Raw genomic sequence first — 16,805 nt, forward strand, 5'->3', positions numbered from 1 at the left:
ACTGCTTCGCTATATCATTATAATAAGCGAGGAATTTAAAATGTCGAAAACGCGTTCAATCCGCTGGGACAAGCTGGACAACACAGCAAATCTGTTCCCTAGTATAGCGGGGGAGAGCATGACAAATGTATATAGGATTTCAGTCACATTAAGTGATGATATTGACAGTGAAAAGCTGCAGGAGGCGCTGGATATAGTGCTTCCGAAGTTTGGTCTGTTTAATGTAAGACTCAGGATGGGAGTGTTCTGGAACTATTTTGAGGAAAATGGAAAAAAGGCACCAAAGGTGCATGAGGAAAATACATTTCCGTGCAGATTCATAAGACCGAACAAGAATCACAGTTATCTTTTCAGAGTGACATATTATAAGAACAGAATAAATCTTGAGGTATTCCATGTGCTTACAGACGGCATGGGCGGCATCAATTTCCTTAGGGAGCTAACCTACCAGTATCTGCGTCTCACACATCCCACGCTTGCAAAGCTAAAGGGCGATTCGCTGACGCAGGGCACATCCCTAAATAGAGAGGACAGCTTTGTAAAGAACTATAAATCAAGTAAGCCAAGCGGCTTTAACAGGCAGAAGGCTTATCTTTTAAAGCTGGAAAAGGTACCGGATGGAGAGTTTGGACTGATACATGGCATGATGCCTGTATCGCAGCTGAAGCAGGTCTGCCACAGGTATGGAGTTTCCATAAATGATTACCTGGTGGCATGCTTTGTGTGGAGTGTGTATCAGGAGTGTTTTCACGGCATGCCAAACGATATGCCTGTCAGGGTTGCGGTTCCGGTGAATCTTCGTCCTTATTTTGACTCAGTGACCACAAAGAACTTTTTCGTCATGATATCAGCTGAGTTCAGGCCGCAAAACAGCACCTACACATTTGAGGAGGTGCTTAAAATAGTAACGGATTCCATCAATTCACAGATTTCAAAGGAGCATCTGGAGGACCTTTTCTCATACAGTGTATCAAATCAGAAAAATATCCTGATGAGACCGGTGCCTCTTTTTATAAAAAATCTGGCAATGAAGGCGGTCTATACGCAGTCGGCACTGGCAAACACCACCACTATCACTAATATTGGAAATATAAAGGTGGAGCCGGAATACGAGCCGTATATAACAGGCTTTTATTCCTTTATACCTATGTCAAAGGGACAGCCGATGAAGGGCACCATCTGCTCCTACAAGGACACACTGGTGTTTACTTTTTCATCTATTCTGGCAGATACGATGATTCAGAGAAGCTTTTTCAGGAAGCTTGTAAATGACGGAGTGGATGTGACAATTGAAACAAATGGAGAGTATTATGACTAAATGCATGAAATGCGGTGTTTATATAACCGATAATACCGATAAATGCCCGCTCTGCCAGCAGGTTGTGGCACCGGTTGACATGTCATCGGACCATAAGAACATAGCAGGAGCTTTTGGACAGCATAATAATGTGTCGGATGAGAGCACCGGCGATACAGATAGTGCAGCAAAGCTGATAAATGGCACTAACGACACTGACAGCGCAGAAAAACCGACAGATGGCACGGCGAAATTTGAAAAAAGTACAGCAAGTCATGACAACGGTACGAGATACCCGGACGTCAAGGGTGCATCAAGAAAGTACAGATTACTGGAAAATATCATATTGTTTGTGTCTATAGTAGGACAGATTGTGATGACAACCGCTGATTACATGACAGACCGGGAGATAAACTGGAGCATTATAGTTCTTCTTGTTGTAATCTATGCGAATGTGACACTTCGCCTGGCAATAGTCGGAAGAAATGGATATATATTTAAAATTGTAAGCACATTTGTATTCACGGTGCTGTTTCTCGAGGGCATAGACCTGCTCACAGGAGCCAGGGGCTGGGCACTTACATTTGTGTTCCCAAGTGCCATACTGGCGATGGTTCTTGCCACAATAATACTTATGATAGTAAACATAAGAAACTGGCAGAGCTACATGATGATGCAGCTTTTTCTTGTGCTGATGAGCATGATTGCGATGATACTTGTGGCAGTCAAGGTCATCTGGTTCCCATATCTGGCAATGGGAGCGATGGGAGCATCGCTGTTTTTGTTCCTCGGAACACTGATTATCGGTGACAAAAGAGCCAGAACAGAGCTGAAACGGAGATTTCATATATGATAGGCTTTCATGGAATAGGAAATTCGCATATGTTTGAGGATGAGGAGATGGGAAGCTACCATCCGGAAATTGAAAACGCTGACAGAAATGGTGATAATGAAGCTGGATTAATAGAAACATTAGGAAATAAGCTTGAAAAGACGTTTAAGAATCCCTTATCTGCCATGAAAAATGAGCACGAGGAAAAAGCTCATAGCGATGCAGCCGTGGCAGATGAAGAAGTCAGTATACAGGGCAAAATCCTTGCTAATCTGATGGGTCATATCACAAATGACCTTGCAATCGGCAAAAAAATAAAATCCGGAGAGCTCAGGAAGCGAATGAGGGAACCTGCATGGCTTGTTCCGGACTGCTTTGTGACAGAGGATATAGACATGGGCGGTTTCACTATGAAGCTCTTATCCTCAAAGGAAAATCCAAATACAGAGCGTGTGATACTGCAGCTGCACGGTGGTGGTTACATGGGTGCGGTGCGCAATGCATACTATGTGTTTGCAGGCCTTTATAATGAGGTAAGTGATGGCTGCTCAGTGCTCACGCCTGACTATCGCGTGGCACCGGAGCATCCGTATCCGGCAGCACTGGAGGATGCCATAGCCTGCTATAAATGGCTTTTGTCACAGGGCTGGTTTGGCTCACAGATTGTGCTGGCAGGAGACTCAGCAGGCGGAGGCCTTGCAATGTGCCTTACCATGTATCTTCGCGACCACGACATGCCGCTTCCGGCAGGAATAGTAGCTATGTCACCATGGACCGACCTCACAGCGGGCGGAGAATCCTACGAGACAAACTATGAAAAGGACCCTCTGTTTGGAAACACAAGGGACAGTCTCATCTACGTGAATGACTATCCCGGTGACCACGATAAAATGGATCCATACATATCGCCGCTGTTTGGTGACTTCAGAGGCTTTCCACCAATGCTCATACAGGCTGGTTCAATAGAGATGCTCTTATCTGACTCAGTCGATGCCGCTGCAAAGGCAAGAAACCAGGGCGTTAAGGTACGCCTGTCAGTGTACGAGGGCATGTTTCATGTGTTCCAGATGGGATACCTCAATTTCCCGGAGTCCAAGCGTGCATGGGCGGAGGTCAAGCGTTTCCTAAAGGTGATTAAAGAGGAAGAATAAATGAAGTAATATTGATTTGGCATTTTGCTCAATTTGTGTTTGACGGGATTTTGGATAAATAGAATATATGTTTGACACAAAGGCGATTAGATGTTAATATAGTATAAAAGAAGTGCTACCGATAGACGGTTAGCCTGATATATGTATTGATTAAAAATAACCGCCACAGTTTACCAGACCAGGGCGGTTATTTTTGTGTCTTGGAATCATGCTTTCCATGCATGTAACCAAGACTGTAAAAAGTCGCACACAATGCAAGCACTGCAATAAGGTCACTAATGGTCAGCATAAGCACAAACCTCCTTGATAGATTTCCATATAGGATTTCAATGTAAACAGAGCTATAACTCTCTGGTGGAGGCCAACCGCCTACCGTGTTGGGTAGCACCAAATATATTATAACAAACATATGTTCTGAAAACAAGACAAAATTGAATATTTCGACTAAAAATATTATAGTGATATATATGTAGGAGAAAATAATTATGGCAAAGAAAATTTTAGTAGTAGTGGACGCACAGAATGATTTTATTACAGGAGTTCTTGGAAACAAAGAGTGCGACGTGGCAACAAATGCTATTGCAGAGGAAATCAGGTCAGGCAAATATGATGACGTGATATTCACAAGAGATACACATGATGAAAACTATCTGAATACTCAGGAAGGAAAGAAGCTTCCGGTAGCGCATTGCATTAAAGGGACAAACGGATGGGAAGTAGACAGCCGTCTTAAAGATGCAATGAATGAGCGTGGAGTTAATTGTGACGATATGACTTATATTGACAAGCCGACTTTTGGCAGCAAAGAGCTTGGCGAACTGCTTGCGAGATATGACAACAGCGATACAGAGATTTATTTCTGCGGATTCTGCACAGGAATATGCGTAATAAGCAACGTAGCGATTGCAAAGACGTTCTGTAACGACGCAGAGGTGTTTGTAATAGAAAATGCCTGCGCCTGCGTAACACCTGAAAGCCATAAGACAGCAATTGAAGCAATGAAGATGATTCAGGTCAATATTATATAGAAAGTGCTGGAAATAAAAAGACAATAAAACAAACTGATTTTACGGAAGTGGAGGAATAATCGATGTTAGAGGCAGGAACAAAGGCACCGGATTTTGAATTACCGGATCAGAATGGAGAAATGCATAAGTTAAGTGATTATGCAGGAAAAAAAGTAATTTTATATTTTTATCCCAAAGATAATACAGCCGGATGCACTAAGCAGGCATGTGGCTTTTCAGAGAGATATCCTCAATTTACAGAAAAAGGAGCAGTTATTCTTGGGGTAAGCAAGGATTCTGTAGCCTCTCACAAGAAATTTGAGGAAAAATACGGACTGGCATTTACTCTTTTAGCAGATCCGGAGCGCAAAGTCATTGAAGCATATGATGTATGGAAAGAAAAGAAAAACTATGGAAAAGTCTCTATGGGTGTTGTAAGAACCACGTATCTTATCAATGAACAGGGAGTTATCATTAAAGCCAATGATAAGGTCAAAGCAGCAAATGATCCTGAAAATATGCTTAAGGAATTAGATTAATGAAGATAATATTATCACCTGCTAAAAAGATGATTACAGATACTGACAGCATAGCACCGGATGGATTGCCAGAATTTATTGATAAAACATCAGAGATACAAAGATGGCTGAAGGGTAAGTCAAAAGAAGAACTGAAGACTATCTGGAAATGTAATGAAAAAATTGCAGAACTGAACTTTAACAGATTGCAAAATATGGATATATACCATATGCTTACACCGGCTGTTTTATCATACGAAGGAATTGCATTTCAATATATGGCACCATCTGTGTTTGAAAATAGCCAGTTTGAGTATGTACAAAATCACTTGAGAATACTATCCGCTTTTTATGGTGTTTTAAAACCCATGGATGGAGTAACACCATACCGCTTGTAAATGCAGGCAAAGGTCGAAATAGAAGATGCAAAAAATCTGTATGAGTACTGGCATGATATTTTGTATCGTTCAATAATTGATAAAAGCAGAATTATAATTAATCTTGCATCAAAGGAGTATTCTAAGTGCATAGAAAAGTATCTTACACCGCAGGATAAATATATTACAATTTCATTCTGCGAGCAAGCAGGCAATAAACTGGTAACAAAAGGAACTTATGCTAAGATGGCTCGCGGTGAGATGGTTCGATTCATGGCGGAAAATGATATTGAAAATCCTGATGATATAAAAAAGTTTAATAGGCTTGGTTATATATTCAGGTCTGATTTATCATCAGATAGTAAATATATTTTTGAACGCAAAAAAACATAATTATTTTAAGTTATCAAGAGAATATAATTTTAATAACAATAATAGTTATTATTATTAATCAAAAATAATAACTATTACTAATTTAATATTATATGATAACCGGTAATAAAAAGAGGACATATGGATTTATACATATCCATATATCCTCTTTTTTATTGATATTAATCTACAAGCTTGTCAAGTTCCTTGATATACTCAGTTTCGCTTGATGTTTTATGAGTAGACTGTTTTGCATACAATCCGACAGAAGTCTGTGATTTCTTAATTGCCTGCATGGTTCCAGCACCGGCAACACAGCCTCCGGGACATGCCATACCCTCAAGAAGATATCCGGGATACTTGCCTAAAGTTGCAAGTTTAAGAAGCTGACGGCATTCTTTTAAACCTTCTGCATTTGCTACCTTTACTTCATGATCCGGATGATCACGCTTTATGACATTAACAACAGCCTGTGCCACACCTCCTGCGACTGCGAAGTTTCTTCCGTCTGTTGAAGCATCGCTGACACCTGCAGGGTCTTCCTCGATATTTTCAAGGTCCACATGCTTTGCGGAAAAAATACCGGTCATCTCTTCAAAGGTGAGTACAAAGTCCACTTCGCTTCGTACACTGCGTCGCATAGCCTCGAGCTTTTTGGCAGCACATGGTCCGATAAATACCACGCGTGCATCTGGATTATGCTGCTTTATAAGACGTGCAGTGAGTGTCATAGGTGTAAGTGCCATTGAGATACATTTTGCATGCTCAGGGAAGAGCTTTTTAGCCATGACTGACCATGCCGGACAGCATGAGGTTGCCATGAAAGGAAGCTCATCCGGTACTTCTTTTAGGAAGTCCTCGGCCTCCTGCTTGGCACATAGGTCTGCTCCTATAGCTACTTCAAATACATCTGCAAAACCAAGAGCTTTCATGGCAGCACGTAGCTTTCCGGGAGTAACCTTTGGACCAAACTGTCCAACAAATGCAGGAGCAACTGCAGCATATACCTTTTCACCGGACTGTATTGCTCTGATAGTCTGGAAAATCTGGGATTTATCAGCAATCGCACCAAAAGGACAGTTGACAAGGCATTGTCCGCACGAAACACACTTATCATAATCGATATTTGCTTTGCCGTTTTCGTCAGAAGAAATGGCATCCATGCCACAGGCCTTTGCACATGGACGTTCCTGAACAATAATTGCATTATATGAACATACGCTTGCACAGCGTCCGCACTTGATGCATTTTTCCTGGTCAATTACAGATTTTCCGGTTGTGCGGTCCAAAGATATAGCATCTTTTGGACATACCTCCATGCATGGATGAGCCAGACATCCCTGACAGCCGTCTGTCACATGTACTCTTTTTTCCGGACATGCATTACAGGCAAATTTTATAACATTGATAAGAGGCGGCGTATAGTAGGTTTCATCTTTATCGGCAGCCTCGATGCCATCTGATATAGGTGAATGCTCTGCCGCACTGCGGTTAGGCAGTCCCATTGCCAGACGAAGTCTCTCTCCAACTATAGCACGCTCCAAAAATACATCGTTTCTGAAATTCCCTTTTTCACCGGGAATAATCTTATATGGAAGAGCTTCCATACGTTCTTTAACAGGCCATTCTGTATGATAAGCCATACGTGCAACCTCTGTAAAGATTTTATGTCTGATTTCCTGAATTCGGGTTTCGACACCTCTCATTATTGATTCCTCCTTATAAAATAAAATCTCAATTTTCCTTATTGTATCAGATAAAATAAGCAGTCTCAATAAATCGGCTGTACTTTTTATGATACATAAATACTAGATAATTAATGAATTTTAAAACTGATTTTTTGGCGGTTCTTAGAACATAAAGGATAATATTAAATTATTAAAAATAGGAATTATTACTGTTTTGTATTGACTAAAGTACTATAATACTATATAATATTTATAGTCAATTAATCCTAAATAATATGAATTAATGGCTATTTGGAGAATACCATTCAAATACATGGAGAAGCTAAAGGGAGGAAAATATGGATAGGAAAGCAATATATGCATATTGCAATCTGCATGGATTATGGAAATGCTAAGTATAGATATTGTTGGACTTATAGGAGCCTGTTCCTATGCTTTGGACTGCATAGAAGCAGAGCTGGTAAATATCACAAACAAACATGGAAAAAGAGTGGCTTATATAAGCGTATGCATGGCTGAATATTGGGCAATTCAAGGTGATGCGTTACAAGATTTAGCCATGTGTGCTTTACTGCATGACAATGCTCTGACACAATATATTTCTGAGGAGCTTAAAAAGGATTCTGTTATTGACCTTAAAAAAGATTTATCCGAGGAAAAAACAAATCTCCATTGTATATATGGTGAAAAGAATGTTACTAAACTTCCTTTTAAAACAGATGTTTCAAATGTGATTTTGTATCATCATGAACATGCCGATGGAACCGGCCCTTTTCAAAAAAAGTGGAATGAAATTCCATTGTTCGCAAGGATTATTCACCTTGCGGATATCATTGATATTATAAGAAATAGTATTGATTTTGATGATAATAGCTGGGATTTTATATGTCAATATCTTTCCAAAAATAAGGATAGTCTATTTGATTCGGAATGTGTTAATGCTTTTTATCATGTATTCACAAAAGAATCCTTTATGTGTTTAAGCGATGATTCTTTTGAAACGAAGCTATGGGAAGCTATCCCAAGAGAAAAGCTGTTTTTTGATTGGGAAATGTGTAAAGATGTTGCGGATTTCTTTGCAAAGATTGTAGATTATAAATCCTCTTTTACAAGCAGGCATTCTATAGGAGTAGCTGAAAAAGCCTCCCAGCTTGCAAAATATATGGGATATGATTCAATCACTGTACAGAAAATGTATTTAGCAGGTGCACTGCATGATATAGGAAAAATGGCGGTAGGCAATGAAATTCTGGAAAAACCGGATAAGCTTACGGATGATGAATTTTCTAAAATGAAAAATCATGCCGGTTATACATATCTTATATTATCAGAGGTTAATGATTTTGAAGAAATACGAGACTGGGCAGCTTTCCATCATGAAAAATTAAATGGAAAAGGGTATCCTTTTGGAAAAACCGCTGATGAATTAAATGAGCCGGAACGTATGATGGCATGTGTTGATATTTATCAGGCTCTTACGGAAGATAGACCTTATAAAAAAGGATTATCCCATGAAAAAACATGTGATATCCTTGATGACATGGCAAGTAAAGATTTTATTGATTCAGATATTTCAAAAACGATTAGAGAATGTTTTGGAAAAACCTGATGCCATATATGAAAACAGGAGATGTTTCAGACAATAGCATTTTCAGTTATATACTGGAAGGGCATGGATTTTCAAAGCAAAATAATAATGAAAGAAGGATGAATATATGTATGAAATGAAACCAGAATATTATATCGGCATAGATATGATAGACGAAGAGCATAAGCAGTTGTTTAAATATGCAGATGAGGCATATGAACTGCTTCATGACGAGAATACACCTGATAAATATGATAGAATTGATATGATACTGGAAGACCTTCGTGATTATACAGCGAAACATTTTACTGATGAAGAGCAGTATATGGAGTCTATCAATTATAAAAAATTATTTACTCAAAAAATTCAGCATCAGGAATTTATACACAAACTTGATGAATTTATTGAACATCACAATGATGAAATAAAAGATCAGGATGAACAGATTATGGGTATTTTAAAGTATCTCACAGAGTGGTTAGTTAATCACATCCTATATGTTGATGGTCAAATTGCAGAATTTGTATCAAAAATGTAATCTTTTGAATTACTAAAAACTGGCCAGGTGAAAATTCAGTCACAGCGTAAGAAAACCGGGAGACCGGGAATGCGGCAGGGGGGCACACCCTCATGTAAGCGACTAGCGAAGCTGGTTAGATACTGTAGAATTATGCACATGAAACACAGAAATGCCCAGCCATGGATGGCTGGGCAAGGTGTTATGCGCCATGGACGGCGCATAAAAGCCGGTTTCGTCAAGCATAGAAACACTATAAAGCATAATTCGTACAGAATCTTAACAGCAAAGCGTTAGCGCACATGAGGGTGTGCCCCTTACTGCATTCCCGGTCTCCCGGTTTTCGTAGTCATGCCATGACACTGAATTAAGCAGTCTTTCCGGTATAAAGCTGATAATACTTTCCCTTCTTTGCAATCAGCTCATCATGACTTCCCCTTTCAATAATGCGTCCCTGCTCCAAAACCATAATGCAGTCGCTGTTTCTGACAGTAGAAAGCCTGTGTGCAATAACAAATGTAGTACGGCCATGCATGAGCTTATCCATGCCGTCCTGAACAATACGCTCGGTACGTGTATCAATTGAGCTTGTAGCCTCATCGAGGATGAGCACAGGCGGATCGGCGATAGCGGCACGTGCGATGGCAAGAAGCTGGCGCTGGCCCTGGCTTAGGTTTGCACCGTCACCTGTCAGCACGGTATTGTAGCCGTCAGGAAGCTGGCGGATAAACGTGTCAGCATTTGCCAGGCGGGCAGCAGCGTATACCTCGTCATCTGTGGCATCGAGCTTGCCGTAGCGGATGTTTTCCATGACAGTAGCCGTGAAAAGGTGTGTATCCTGCAAAACAATGCCAAGAGAGTGGCGCAGATCAGCCTTTTTAATCTTGTTTATATTGATGCCGTCATATCTTATCTTGCCGTCTGCTATATCGTAGAAGCGGTTGATAAGGTTGGTGATAGTAGTCTTTCCTGCTCCGGTGGTGCCTACAAAGGCAATTTTCTGACCGGGTGTTGCAAAAAGGTCCACATCATGCAGCACAATTTTCTCAGGCACATATCCGAAATCCACATCGTCAAATACCACATCGCCCTCGAGCTTTTTGTAGTCCACAGAGCCGTCTGCCTGATGGGTGTGCTTCCATGCCCATAAGCCGGTACGCTCAGGTGTTTCAGTAAGTTTTCCGTTTTCCTCCTTAGCATTTACCAGTGTGACATAGCCCTCGTCAGTTTCAGGCGATTCGTCGAGCAGTGAGAAGATACGGTCACATCCGGCAAGCGCCATGATGATACTGTTGAACTGCTGGCTGACCTGCGAGATAGGCATGTTAAAGCTCTTGTTAAAGGTCAGAAAGCTCGCAAGCTTACCAAGTGTCAGACCACCAAAGACTGAAAGAGCCATGACACCGCCGGCAAGAGCGCAGAGCACGTAGCTAAGATTTCCAATCTGTGCGTTTACAGGACCGAGCATGTTGGAGTACATGTTGGCATTGTAGGCGCTTTCAAAGAGCTCATCGTTTATCTTGTCGAAGGCCTCGATATTTTCCTGCTCGTGGGTAAATACCTTGACCACCTTCTGGCCGTTGAGCATCTCCTCGATGAAGCCGTTAACCTTTCCGAGGTCGCGCTGCTGTGCAAGGAAATAGCGGCTCGAGAAGCCTGCAAATTTCTTTGTCACGACTGTTGTTACTATTACCATCACAATAGTGAGCACGGTGAGCGGAATATTTAATATGACCATTGAAACAAAAACGCTCACAACAGTGATTGCACTGTTAAGTATCTGCGGAAGACTCTGGCTGATTAGCTGGCGGAGTGTATCGATATCGTTTGTATAAATCGACATGATATCGCCGTGCGCATGTGAGTCAAAGTATCGGATTGGCAGATCCTGCATGTGGGAAAAGAGCTCAACACGCAGGTTCTTAATCGTACCCTGTGATACGTAGATCATTATTTTGCTGTAGGCAAACGTGCTGATGACTCCGATGCCGTAGAATACGGCAACCCTTCCCATTGCTGCAAGGAGCGGTCCATAGTCGGGAGTTCCTGTCTTAAGCAGCGGTACTATATAGTCATCAATCAGGTTCTTGGTAAACATGGTTCCCTGCACATTTGCAAGTACACTTACAAAGATACATATCACAACAATTATGCAGGCTGGTAAATATTTCTTGAAAATAAATCCCATGAGGCGTGCAAAAAGCTTACCGGGATTTTTGATTTTGGGTTTTGGACCCCTTGGTCCTCCTGGTCCTGGCATCAGGCAGCACCTCCTTCATCAAAGTCTCCTCCGCCGTTTGTCTGTGAATCGTAGACATCGCGGTAGATTTCATTATTTTTCAGCAGATTTTCGTGAGTGTCAAAGCCGTCCACTTTTCCGTCATTCATCACGATGATACGGTCAGCATCCATGACAGATGAGATACGCTGTGCGATGATGAGCTTAGTGGTTCCCGGAATTGTTTTTGCAAGGGCAGCACGGATTTTTGAATCTGTTGCTGTATCTACAGCGGATGTGCTGTCGTCGAGTATGAGTATCCTTGGCTTTTTAAGCAGAGCTCTTGCGATACACAGACGCTGCTTCTGACCTCCGGACACGTTGGTTCCGCCCTGCTCTATGTAGGTGTTGTACTTGTCAGGGAATGACTCGATAAAGTCATCGGCGCATGCCATTTTGCAGGCATTGATACACTCATCCGTGGTAGCATTTTTGTCACCCCAGCGCAGATTTTCGAGTATGGTTCCTGAGAAAAGCACATTCTGCTGGAGCACAACGGCTACCTTGTTTCGGAGAGTGTCCATGTCGTACTCACGCACATCGTGGCCTCCGACGGTTACGGAGCCTGTGTCTGTGTCATAGAGACGGCTTATCAGGTTTACGAGGGAGGATTTCGAGCTTCCCGTGCCTCCGATGATGCCGATGGTTTCACCGGATTTTATGTCGAGATTTATATCTGACAGAACCGGAGTCTCAGCGGTGTCTGAATATCTGAAGGTCACATGCTTAAAGCTTATGCTTCCGTCAGGCACGTCGTAAAGCGGTTCCTTTGGATTGTGCAGTGTGCTCTGCTCATTTAATACCTCGCTGATTCGTCTTGCGGATGCGAGCGAGAGAGAAATCATTACAAAAACCATGGAGAGCATCATGAGATTCATCAGAATATTCATACAATAGGTAAGAAGCGCCATCAGATCACCTGTAGTGAGAGTGCTGCTTACCACCATATGAGCTCCGAGCCAGCTGATTAGCAGGATGCAGGCATACACTGTAAACTGCATGAGCGGAGAGTTGTATACCACAAGGCTCTCAGCCTTCACAAATACATCGTAAATATTTTCTGCTGCCTTTGAAAAACGTTTCTTCTCATAATCCTCACGGACGTATGCCTTTACAACACGGATAGCGGATACATTTTCCTGTACGCTTTCATTCAGGTCATCATAGCGCTTGAAGGCTCTGTCAAAGTATTTCATGGCTGCTTTACTGATGAAAAGCAGCAAAGCTCCGAGCACGATGACGGCGATTAAGTATATTGTCGCAAGGCGAGGGCTGATGAAAAATGACATAGCCATCGCACATATTATGGATGCAGGGGCTCTCATAGCCATGCGAAGCATCATCATGTAAGCATTCTGGATGTTGGTCACATCGGTTGTCATACGTGTGACAAGGCTCGCAGATGAGAATCTGTCGATATTTGCAAAGGAAAAGGTCTGGATATTGCGAAACATTGCAGCACGCAGATTCTTTCCAAAGCCCATGGCGGCCTTTGCACCATATTTTGCACCGAGACATCCTGTCAAAAGACCAAACAGTGCTGCGACAATCATCCACACACCCATGATATAGATATGCCTTGTGTCGCCCTTATTGACACCATTGTCTATGATTGATGCCATTAGAAGGGGGATTATGGTATCCACAGCCACCTCAAGCAGCATGAAAACAGGTGTCGCAATTGAAGCCCATTTGTATTCCTTTATTTGGGCACCTAATGTTTTTAACATATGTTTTGTCCTTTCTTATTATATTTTAATTTGATTAAAACAGACTAAAAAAAAATGCTTGCATTTAATTAGTTAGTGTGCTAACTATATTATAGATATACATTTTTTATTGTCAAGAAAAATTTATGAAAGGATTTCAGTTATGAAGGAGTTTACACCGGATAAATATTTAGGACACAAGATAGGGCGTATCAGCAGGAGCATAGACAGATATTTTGACAGAAAAAGGTGCAGCAAAACCGAATGTATACCGCGAAGCCAGGGCATGATGATTGGATATATTATGGACAATCCGGGCCAAAATATATTTCAAAAGGATATCGAGGCTAAGTTTCACCTGTCGGGGGCAACCGTGACCAATATGCTTAAAAGTCTTGAAAAAAACGGCTATATCGTGCGCACACCTATGGAAAATGATGCCAGACTTAAGAGGATTGAGCTGACGCAAAAAGCGCTTGACCACGAAAACAGGGTGAGAGAAAATATAAGGGTAATAGAGGAAGCCATGCACAAAGGCTTTTCTAAGGAAGAGTTTGACACGATGCTTGGTTTTTTGGACAGGGTGATTGACAATATGGAAGAGCTCAACATGTAACCGGTGAGTAACTATTCGAAACTACCGGGAACAAAATGACTATAGAGTTGAAAAAGTAGCATAAATATTGTGGCTTTTTTTGTGCAATAAGCCAAAATGCTACAAAATATTGTTGAGCGTATTGACATAGCAACAATATCTTGTATAATTTAGATTGTCATCAAAAGACAGATGCACAGATTTGTATTAAATAATATGGCATTTTATATGTAGCTATATCGTAATTGTTTGATGAAACGCCTGCTTTACATTGACGGGCTGTGACATTAATTAATGATTACATCTCATTTATAGCTGCATATTTTGTGCCATTACACATGATAAAATACATATATATAGTATGCGGGTTAAGTGGCAGCACTATATATAGGATGACAGATTTTATGGCATATAATATACAGAGAGGAGAAATTTACATGAAAATCATCAAGCGAAGCGGCAGTGAGGACATATTTGATGCAGCTAAAATTGTAGCTGCCATTAGAAAGGCAAACGATTCGGTGCTGGACTATGAGAAGCTTACTGCTGATCAGATTGAGGAAATAGCAAGCAATGTGGAGACTGCATGTGAGAACATGAAGCGTTCTCCAAGCGTTGAGGAGATACAGGATATGGTAGAGAACCAGCTTATGAACAAGCGTGCCTTTACCGTAGCAAGAAACTACATCACTTACAGATACAAGAGAGCAATCGTGCGTAAGTCAAACTCTACGGACCAGCAGATTCTTAGCCTTCTTGAGTGCAATAACGAGGAGGTAAAGCAGGAGAATTCCAACAAGAATCCTACTGTAAACAGTGTACAGCGTGACTACATGGCAGGTGAGGTGAGCAAGGATATCACACGCCGTTTCCTGCTTCCGGAGGATATAGTTGAGGCACATGAGAAGGGACTTATCCATTTCCATGATGCGGATTATTTTGCACAGCATATGCACAACTGCTGTCTGGTAAACCTTGAGGACATGCTTCAGAACGGCACGGTAATCAGTGAGACTATGATTGATACACCAAAGAGCTTTTCTACAGCCTGCAACATTGCTACCCAGGCTATCGCACAGATTGCCAGCTCACAGTATGGTGGACAGAGTATCTCGCTTGCACATCTGGCACCATTTGTACAGGTCAGCCGTGAGAAGTTCAGAAAGCAGGTACTAAAGGAGTTCGAGAGCGTTGGACTTGATTTGGATGAGGAAAAAATCAACGAGGTCGCAGAGCTTCGTGTCAAGGAAGAAATCAACCGCGGTGTGCAGATGATTCAGTATCAGGTCATCACACTCATGACTACAAACGGACAGGCACCGTTTATCACAGTATTCATGTACCTGAATGAGGTATCAGACCCTCAGACAAAGGCAGATCTTGCTGCAATCATTGAGGAGATGCTGCACCAGAGGATAAAGGGCGTAAAGAACGAAAAGGGTGTATATATCACACCGGCATTCCCGAAGCTCATATATGTGCTTGAGGATGACAATATCACAGAGGATTCAAAGTACTGGGATCTCACAGTGCTTGCCGCACAGTGCTCTGCAAAGAGAATGGTGCCTGACTATATTTCAGAGAAGGTCATGAAGGAGCTTAAGGACGGAGATGTGTATACATGCATGGGCTGCCGTTCCTTCCTCACAGTGGACAGATGCTCACAGACAGCGGGCAATGTGGCAAAAGCAAAGAACTTTGATCCAAACAAGCGTAAATACTATGGACGTTTCAACCAGGGTGTAGTCACATTAAATCTAGTTGATGTGGCATGCTCATCAGAAAAGAATGAGGAAAAATTCTGGAAGATTCTTGATGAGAGACTTGAGCTCTGTCACAGAGCGCTTATGTGCAGACATAAGAGGCTTCTTGGTACCAAATCCGATGTGGCACCGATTCTCTGGCAGAACGGAGCGCTTGCACGCCTGAAAAAGGGAGAGGTTATAGACCCGTTATTATTCAACGGATACTCAACAATCTCACTCGGCTATGCGGGACTGTGTGAGTGTGTGCGCTACATGAAGGATGTATCACACACAGAGCCAAAAGAGGGCACACCGTTTGCGCTTAAGGTAATGCAGCGCTTAAACGATGCATGTGAGCAGTGGAAAAAGGAGTCAAACATCGATTTCAGTATATATGGCACACCGCTTGAGTCTACCACCTACAAGTTTGCAAAGTGCTTACAGAAGCGCTTTGGTATCATCGAGGGTGTTACCGACAAGAACTACATCACAAACAGCTATCATGTGCACGTAACAGAGCAGATCAATGCATTTGACAAGCTCAAGTTTGAGTCACAGTTCCAGAAGCTGTCTCCGGGTGGTGCTATCAGCTACGTTGAGGTACCAAACATGCAGGACAATATCCCTGCAGTGCTTTCAGTTATGCAGTACATCTACGACAATATCATGTACGCAGAGCTGAATACAAAGAGCGATTATTGCCAGGTATGCGGCTACGACGGAGAAATCAAAATCGTGGAGGAAGAGGGCTCAGGAAAGCTCATCTGGGAGTGCCCGCACTGTGGCAACCGTGACCAGAATAAGATGAGTGTAGCCCGCCGTACATGCGGATATATCGGCACACAGTTCTGGAATCAGGGAAGGACCCAGGAGATTAAAGAGAGAGTGCTTCATCTGTAGAGGTAAAATAAAAATATGCCGTATGGCAGCTTTTGAAAATAGTTCATAAGTTGCGGTACGGCTTTTTTATATAGTACCGTGGACTCTGACAAATTGCCCATGCAAAAAATGAAAATTCTGATGCATATTAATATATTTAGCTTGCATAAAAAATTATTATACTTCTAAACGCGTAAAAATTATTGTGAAATTTCCACAAAATCAATGTGAATATCATTTCTTGAATAACCG

Annotated in this window: 12 protein-coding genes and 1 pseudogene; 10 read left to right on the plus strand and 3 right to left on the minus strand. The window is 41.8% G+C overall.

What is annotated here, in order from left to right; all coding sequences use genetic code 11:
- The first annotated feature begins 40 nt into the window (after nt 1-40).
- From ACW6PM_RS08745 to yaaA, 6 genes and pseudogenes are all read left to right on the plus strand, one after another.
- Nucleotides 41-1,318, plus strand: a complete 1,278-nt coding sequence (locus tag ACW6PM_RS08745; RefSeq protein WP_456056900.1) for a hypothetical protein — start codon at nt 41-43, stop codon at nt 1,316-1,318.
- On the plus strand, nt 1,311-2,150 hold the full coding sequence (locus ACW6PM_RS08750; RefSeq protein WP_456056901.1) for a DUF6320 domain-containing protein: 840 nt from the start codon (nt 1,311-1,313) through the stop codon (nt 2,148-2,150). Before ACW6PM_RS08745 ends, ACW6PM_RS08750 begins: the two co-directional genes overlap by 8 nt.
- Nucleotides 2,147-3,280, plus strand: coding sequence for an alpha/beta hydrolase (locus ACW6PM_RS08755; RefSeq protein WP_456056902.1), 1,134 nt, complete (start codon nt 2,147-2,149; stop codon nt 3,278-3,280). The genes ACW6PM_RS08750 and ACW6PM_RS08755 overlap by 4 nt, the downstream gene beginning before the upstream one ends.
- 485 nt (nt 3,281-3,765) lie before the next feature.
- Nucleotides 3,766-4,308 carry a cysteine hydrolase family protein gene (locus ACW6PM_RS08760; protein WP_456056903.1) on the plus strand — a complete coding sequence of 181 codons (543 nt, stop codon included), beginning with the start codon at nt 3,766-3,768 and terminating at the stop codon, nt 4,306-4,308.
- Between the two features lie 62 nt (nt 4,309-4,370).
- Complete coding sequence (bcp, locus tag ACW6PM_RS08765; protein WP_456056904.1) at nt 4,371-4,826, plus strand: thioredoxin-dependent thiol peroxidase; 456 nt, start codon at nt 4,371-4,373, stop codon at nt 4,824-4,826.
- Nucleotides 4,826-5,575: pseudogene (gene yaaA, locus ACW6PM_RS08770) on the plus strand (peroxide stress protein YaaA). Before bcp ends, yaaA begins: the two are co-directional and overlap by 1 nt.
- Nucleotides 5,576-5,736: 161 nt before the next feature.
- Here the strand turns inward: yaaA and ACW6PM_RS08775 are convergent.
- The gene (locus ACW6PM_RS08775) at nt 5,737-7,260 is read right to left on the minus strand and encodes a 4Fe-4S dicluster domain-containing protein (protein ID WP_456056905.1); all 1,524 of its coding nucleotides are present in this window, start codon (nt 7,258-7,260) and stop codon (nt 5,737-5,739) included.
- Between the two features lie 370 nt (nt 7,261-7,630).
- Between ACW6PM_RS08775 and ACW6PM_RS08780 the strand changes: the two genes are divergently transcribed.
- Together ACW6PM_RS08780 and ACW6PM_RS08785 are read left to right on the plus strand one after the other, a co-directional pair.
- A complete protein-coding gene (locus tag ACW6PM_RS08780) occupies nt 7,631-8,851 on the plus strand; it encodes an HD-GYP domain-containing protein (protein WP_456056934.1) in 1,221 nt (406 codons plus the stop codon).
- 106 nt (nt 8,852-8,957) lie between these two features.
- Complete coding sequence (locus ACW6PM_RS08785) at nt 8,958-9,368, plus strand: bacteriohemerythrin (protein ID WP_448753904.1); 411 nt, start codon at nt 8,958-8,960, stop codon at nt 9,366-9,368.
- Nucleotides 9,369-9,714: 346 nt separating this feature from the next.
- On the opposite strand, the gene ACW6PM_RS08790 is transcribed toward ACW6PM_RS08785, so the two are convergent.
- Together ACW6PM_RS08790 and ACW6PM_RS08795 are read right to left on the minus strand one after the other, a co-directional pair.
- The gene (locus tag ACW6PM_RS08790) at nt 9,715-11,607 is read right to left on the minus strand and encodes an ABC transporter ATP-binding protein (protein ID WP_456056906.1); all 1,893 of its coding nucleotides are present in this window, start codon (nt 11,605-11,607) and stop codon (nt 9,715-9,717) included.
- Complete coding sequence (locus ACW6PM_RS08795) at nt 11,607-13,355, minus strand: ABC transporter ATP-binding protein (protein WP_456056907.1); 1,749 nt, start codon at nt 13,353-13,355, stop codon at nt 11,607-11,609. The genes ACW6PM_RS08790 and ACW6PM_RS08795 overlap by 1 nt, the downstream gene beginning before the upstream one ends.
- A 142-nt stretch (nt 13,356-13,497) precedes the next feature.
- Between ACW6PM_RS08795 and ACW6PM_RS08800 the strand changes: the two genes are divergently transcribed.
- Nucleotides 13,498-13,950, plus strand: coding sequence for a MarR family winged helix-turn-helix transcriptional regulator (locus tag ACW6PM_RS08800; protein WP_308500485.1), 453 nt, complete (start codon nt 13,498-13,500; stop codon nt 13,948-13,950).
- Nucleotides 13,951-14,366: 416 nt separating this feature from the next.
- Nucleotides 14,367-16,574 (plus strand): anaerobic ribonucleoside-triphosphate reductase, encoded by a 2,208-nt coding sequence (gene nrdD / locus ACW6PM_RS08805; RefSeq protein WP_308650741.1) that lies wholly within the window; start codon nt 14,367-14,369, stop codon nt 16,572-16,574.
- Nucleotides 16,575-16,805: the final 231 nt, after the last annotated feature.

It is taken from the genome of Agathobacter sp. (assembly GCF_977054825.1).

What these genes read in the sequence shown, in the direction of transcription:
- ACW6PM_RS08750 (WP_456056901.1), top strand. Translation starts at nt 1,311, where the DNA reads ATGACTAAATGCATGAAATGCGGTGTTTATATAACCGATAATACCGAT.
- nrdD (WP_308650741.1), top strand. Translation starts at nt 14,367, where the DNA reads ATGAAAATCATCAAGCGAAGCGGCAGTGAGGACATATTTGATGCAGCT.
- ACW6PM_RS08745 (WP_456056900.1), top strand. Translation starts at nt 41, where the DNA reads ATGTCGAAAACGCGTTCAATCCGCTGGGACAAGCTGGACAACACAGCA.
- ACW6PM_RS08795 (WP_456056907.1), bottom strand. Translation starts at nt 13,355, where the DNA reads ATGTTAAAAACATTAGGTGCCCAAATAAAGGAATACAAATGGGCTTCA.
- bcp (WP_456056904.1), top strand. Translation starts at nt 4,371, where the DNA reads ATGTTAGAGGCAGGAACAAAGGCACCGGATTTTGAATTACCGGATCAG.
- ACW6PM_RS08755 (WP_456056902.1), top strand. Translation starts at nt 2,147, where the DNA reads ATGATAGGCTTTCATGGAATAGGAAATTCGCATATGTTTGAGGATGAG.
- ACW6PM_RS08775 (WP_456056905.1), bottom strand. Translation starts at nt 7,260, where the DNA reads ATGAGAGGTGTCGAAACCCGAATTCAGGAAATCAGACATAAAATCTTT.
- ACW6PM_RS08800 (WP_308500485.1), top strand. Translation starts at nt 13,498, where the DNA reads ATGAAGGAGTTTACACCGGATAAATATTTAGGACACAAGATAGGGCGT.
- ACW6PM_RS08760 (WP_456056903.1), top strand. Translation starts at nt 3,766, where the DNA reads ATGGCAAAGAAAATTTTAGTAGTAGTGGACGCACAGAATGATTTTATT.
- ACW6PM_RS08780 (WP_456056934.1), top strand. Translation starts at nt 7,631, where the DNA reads ATGCTAAGTATAGATATTGTTGGACTTATAGGAGCCTGTTCCTATGCT.
- ACW6PM_RS08785 (WP_448753904.1), top strand. Translation starts at nt 8,958, where the DNA reads ATGTATGAAATGAAACCAGAATATTATATCGGCATAGATATGATAGAC.
- ACW6PM_RS08790 (WP_456056906.1), bottom strand. Translation starts at nt 11,607, where the DNA reads ATGCCAGGACCAGGAGGACCAAGGGGTCCAAAACCCAAAATCAAAAAT.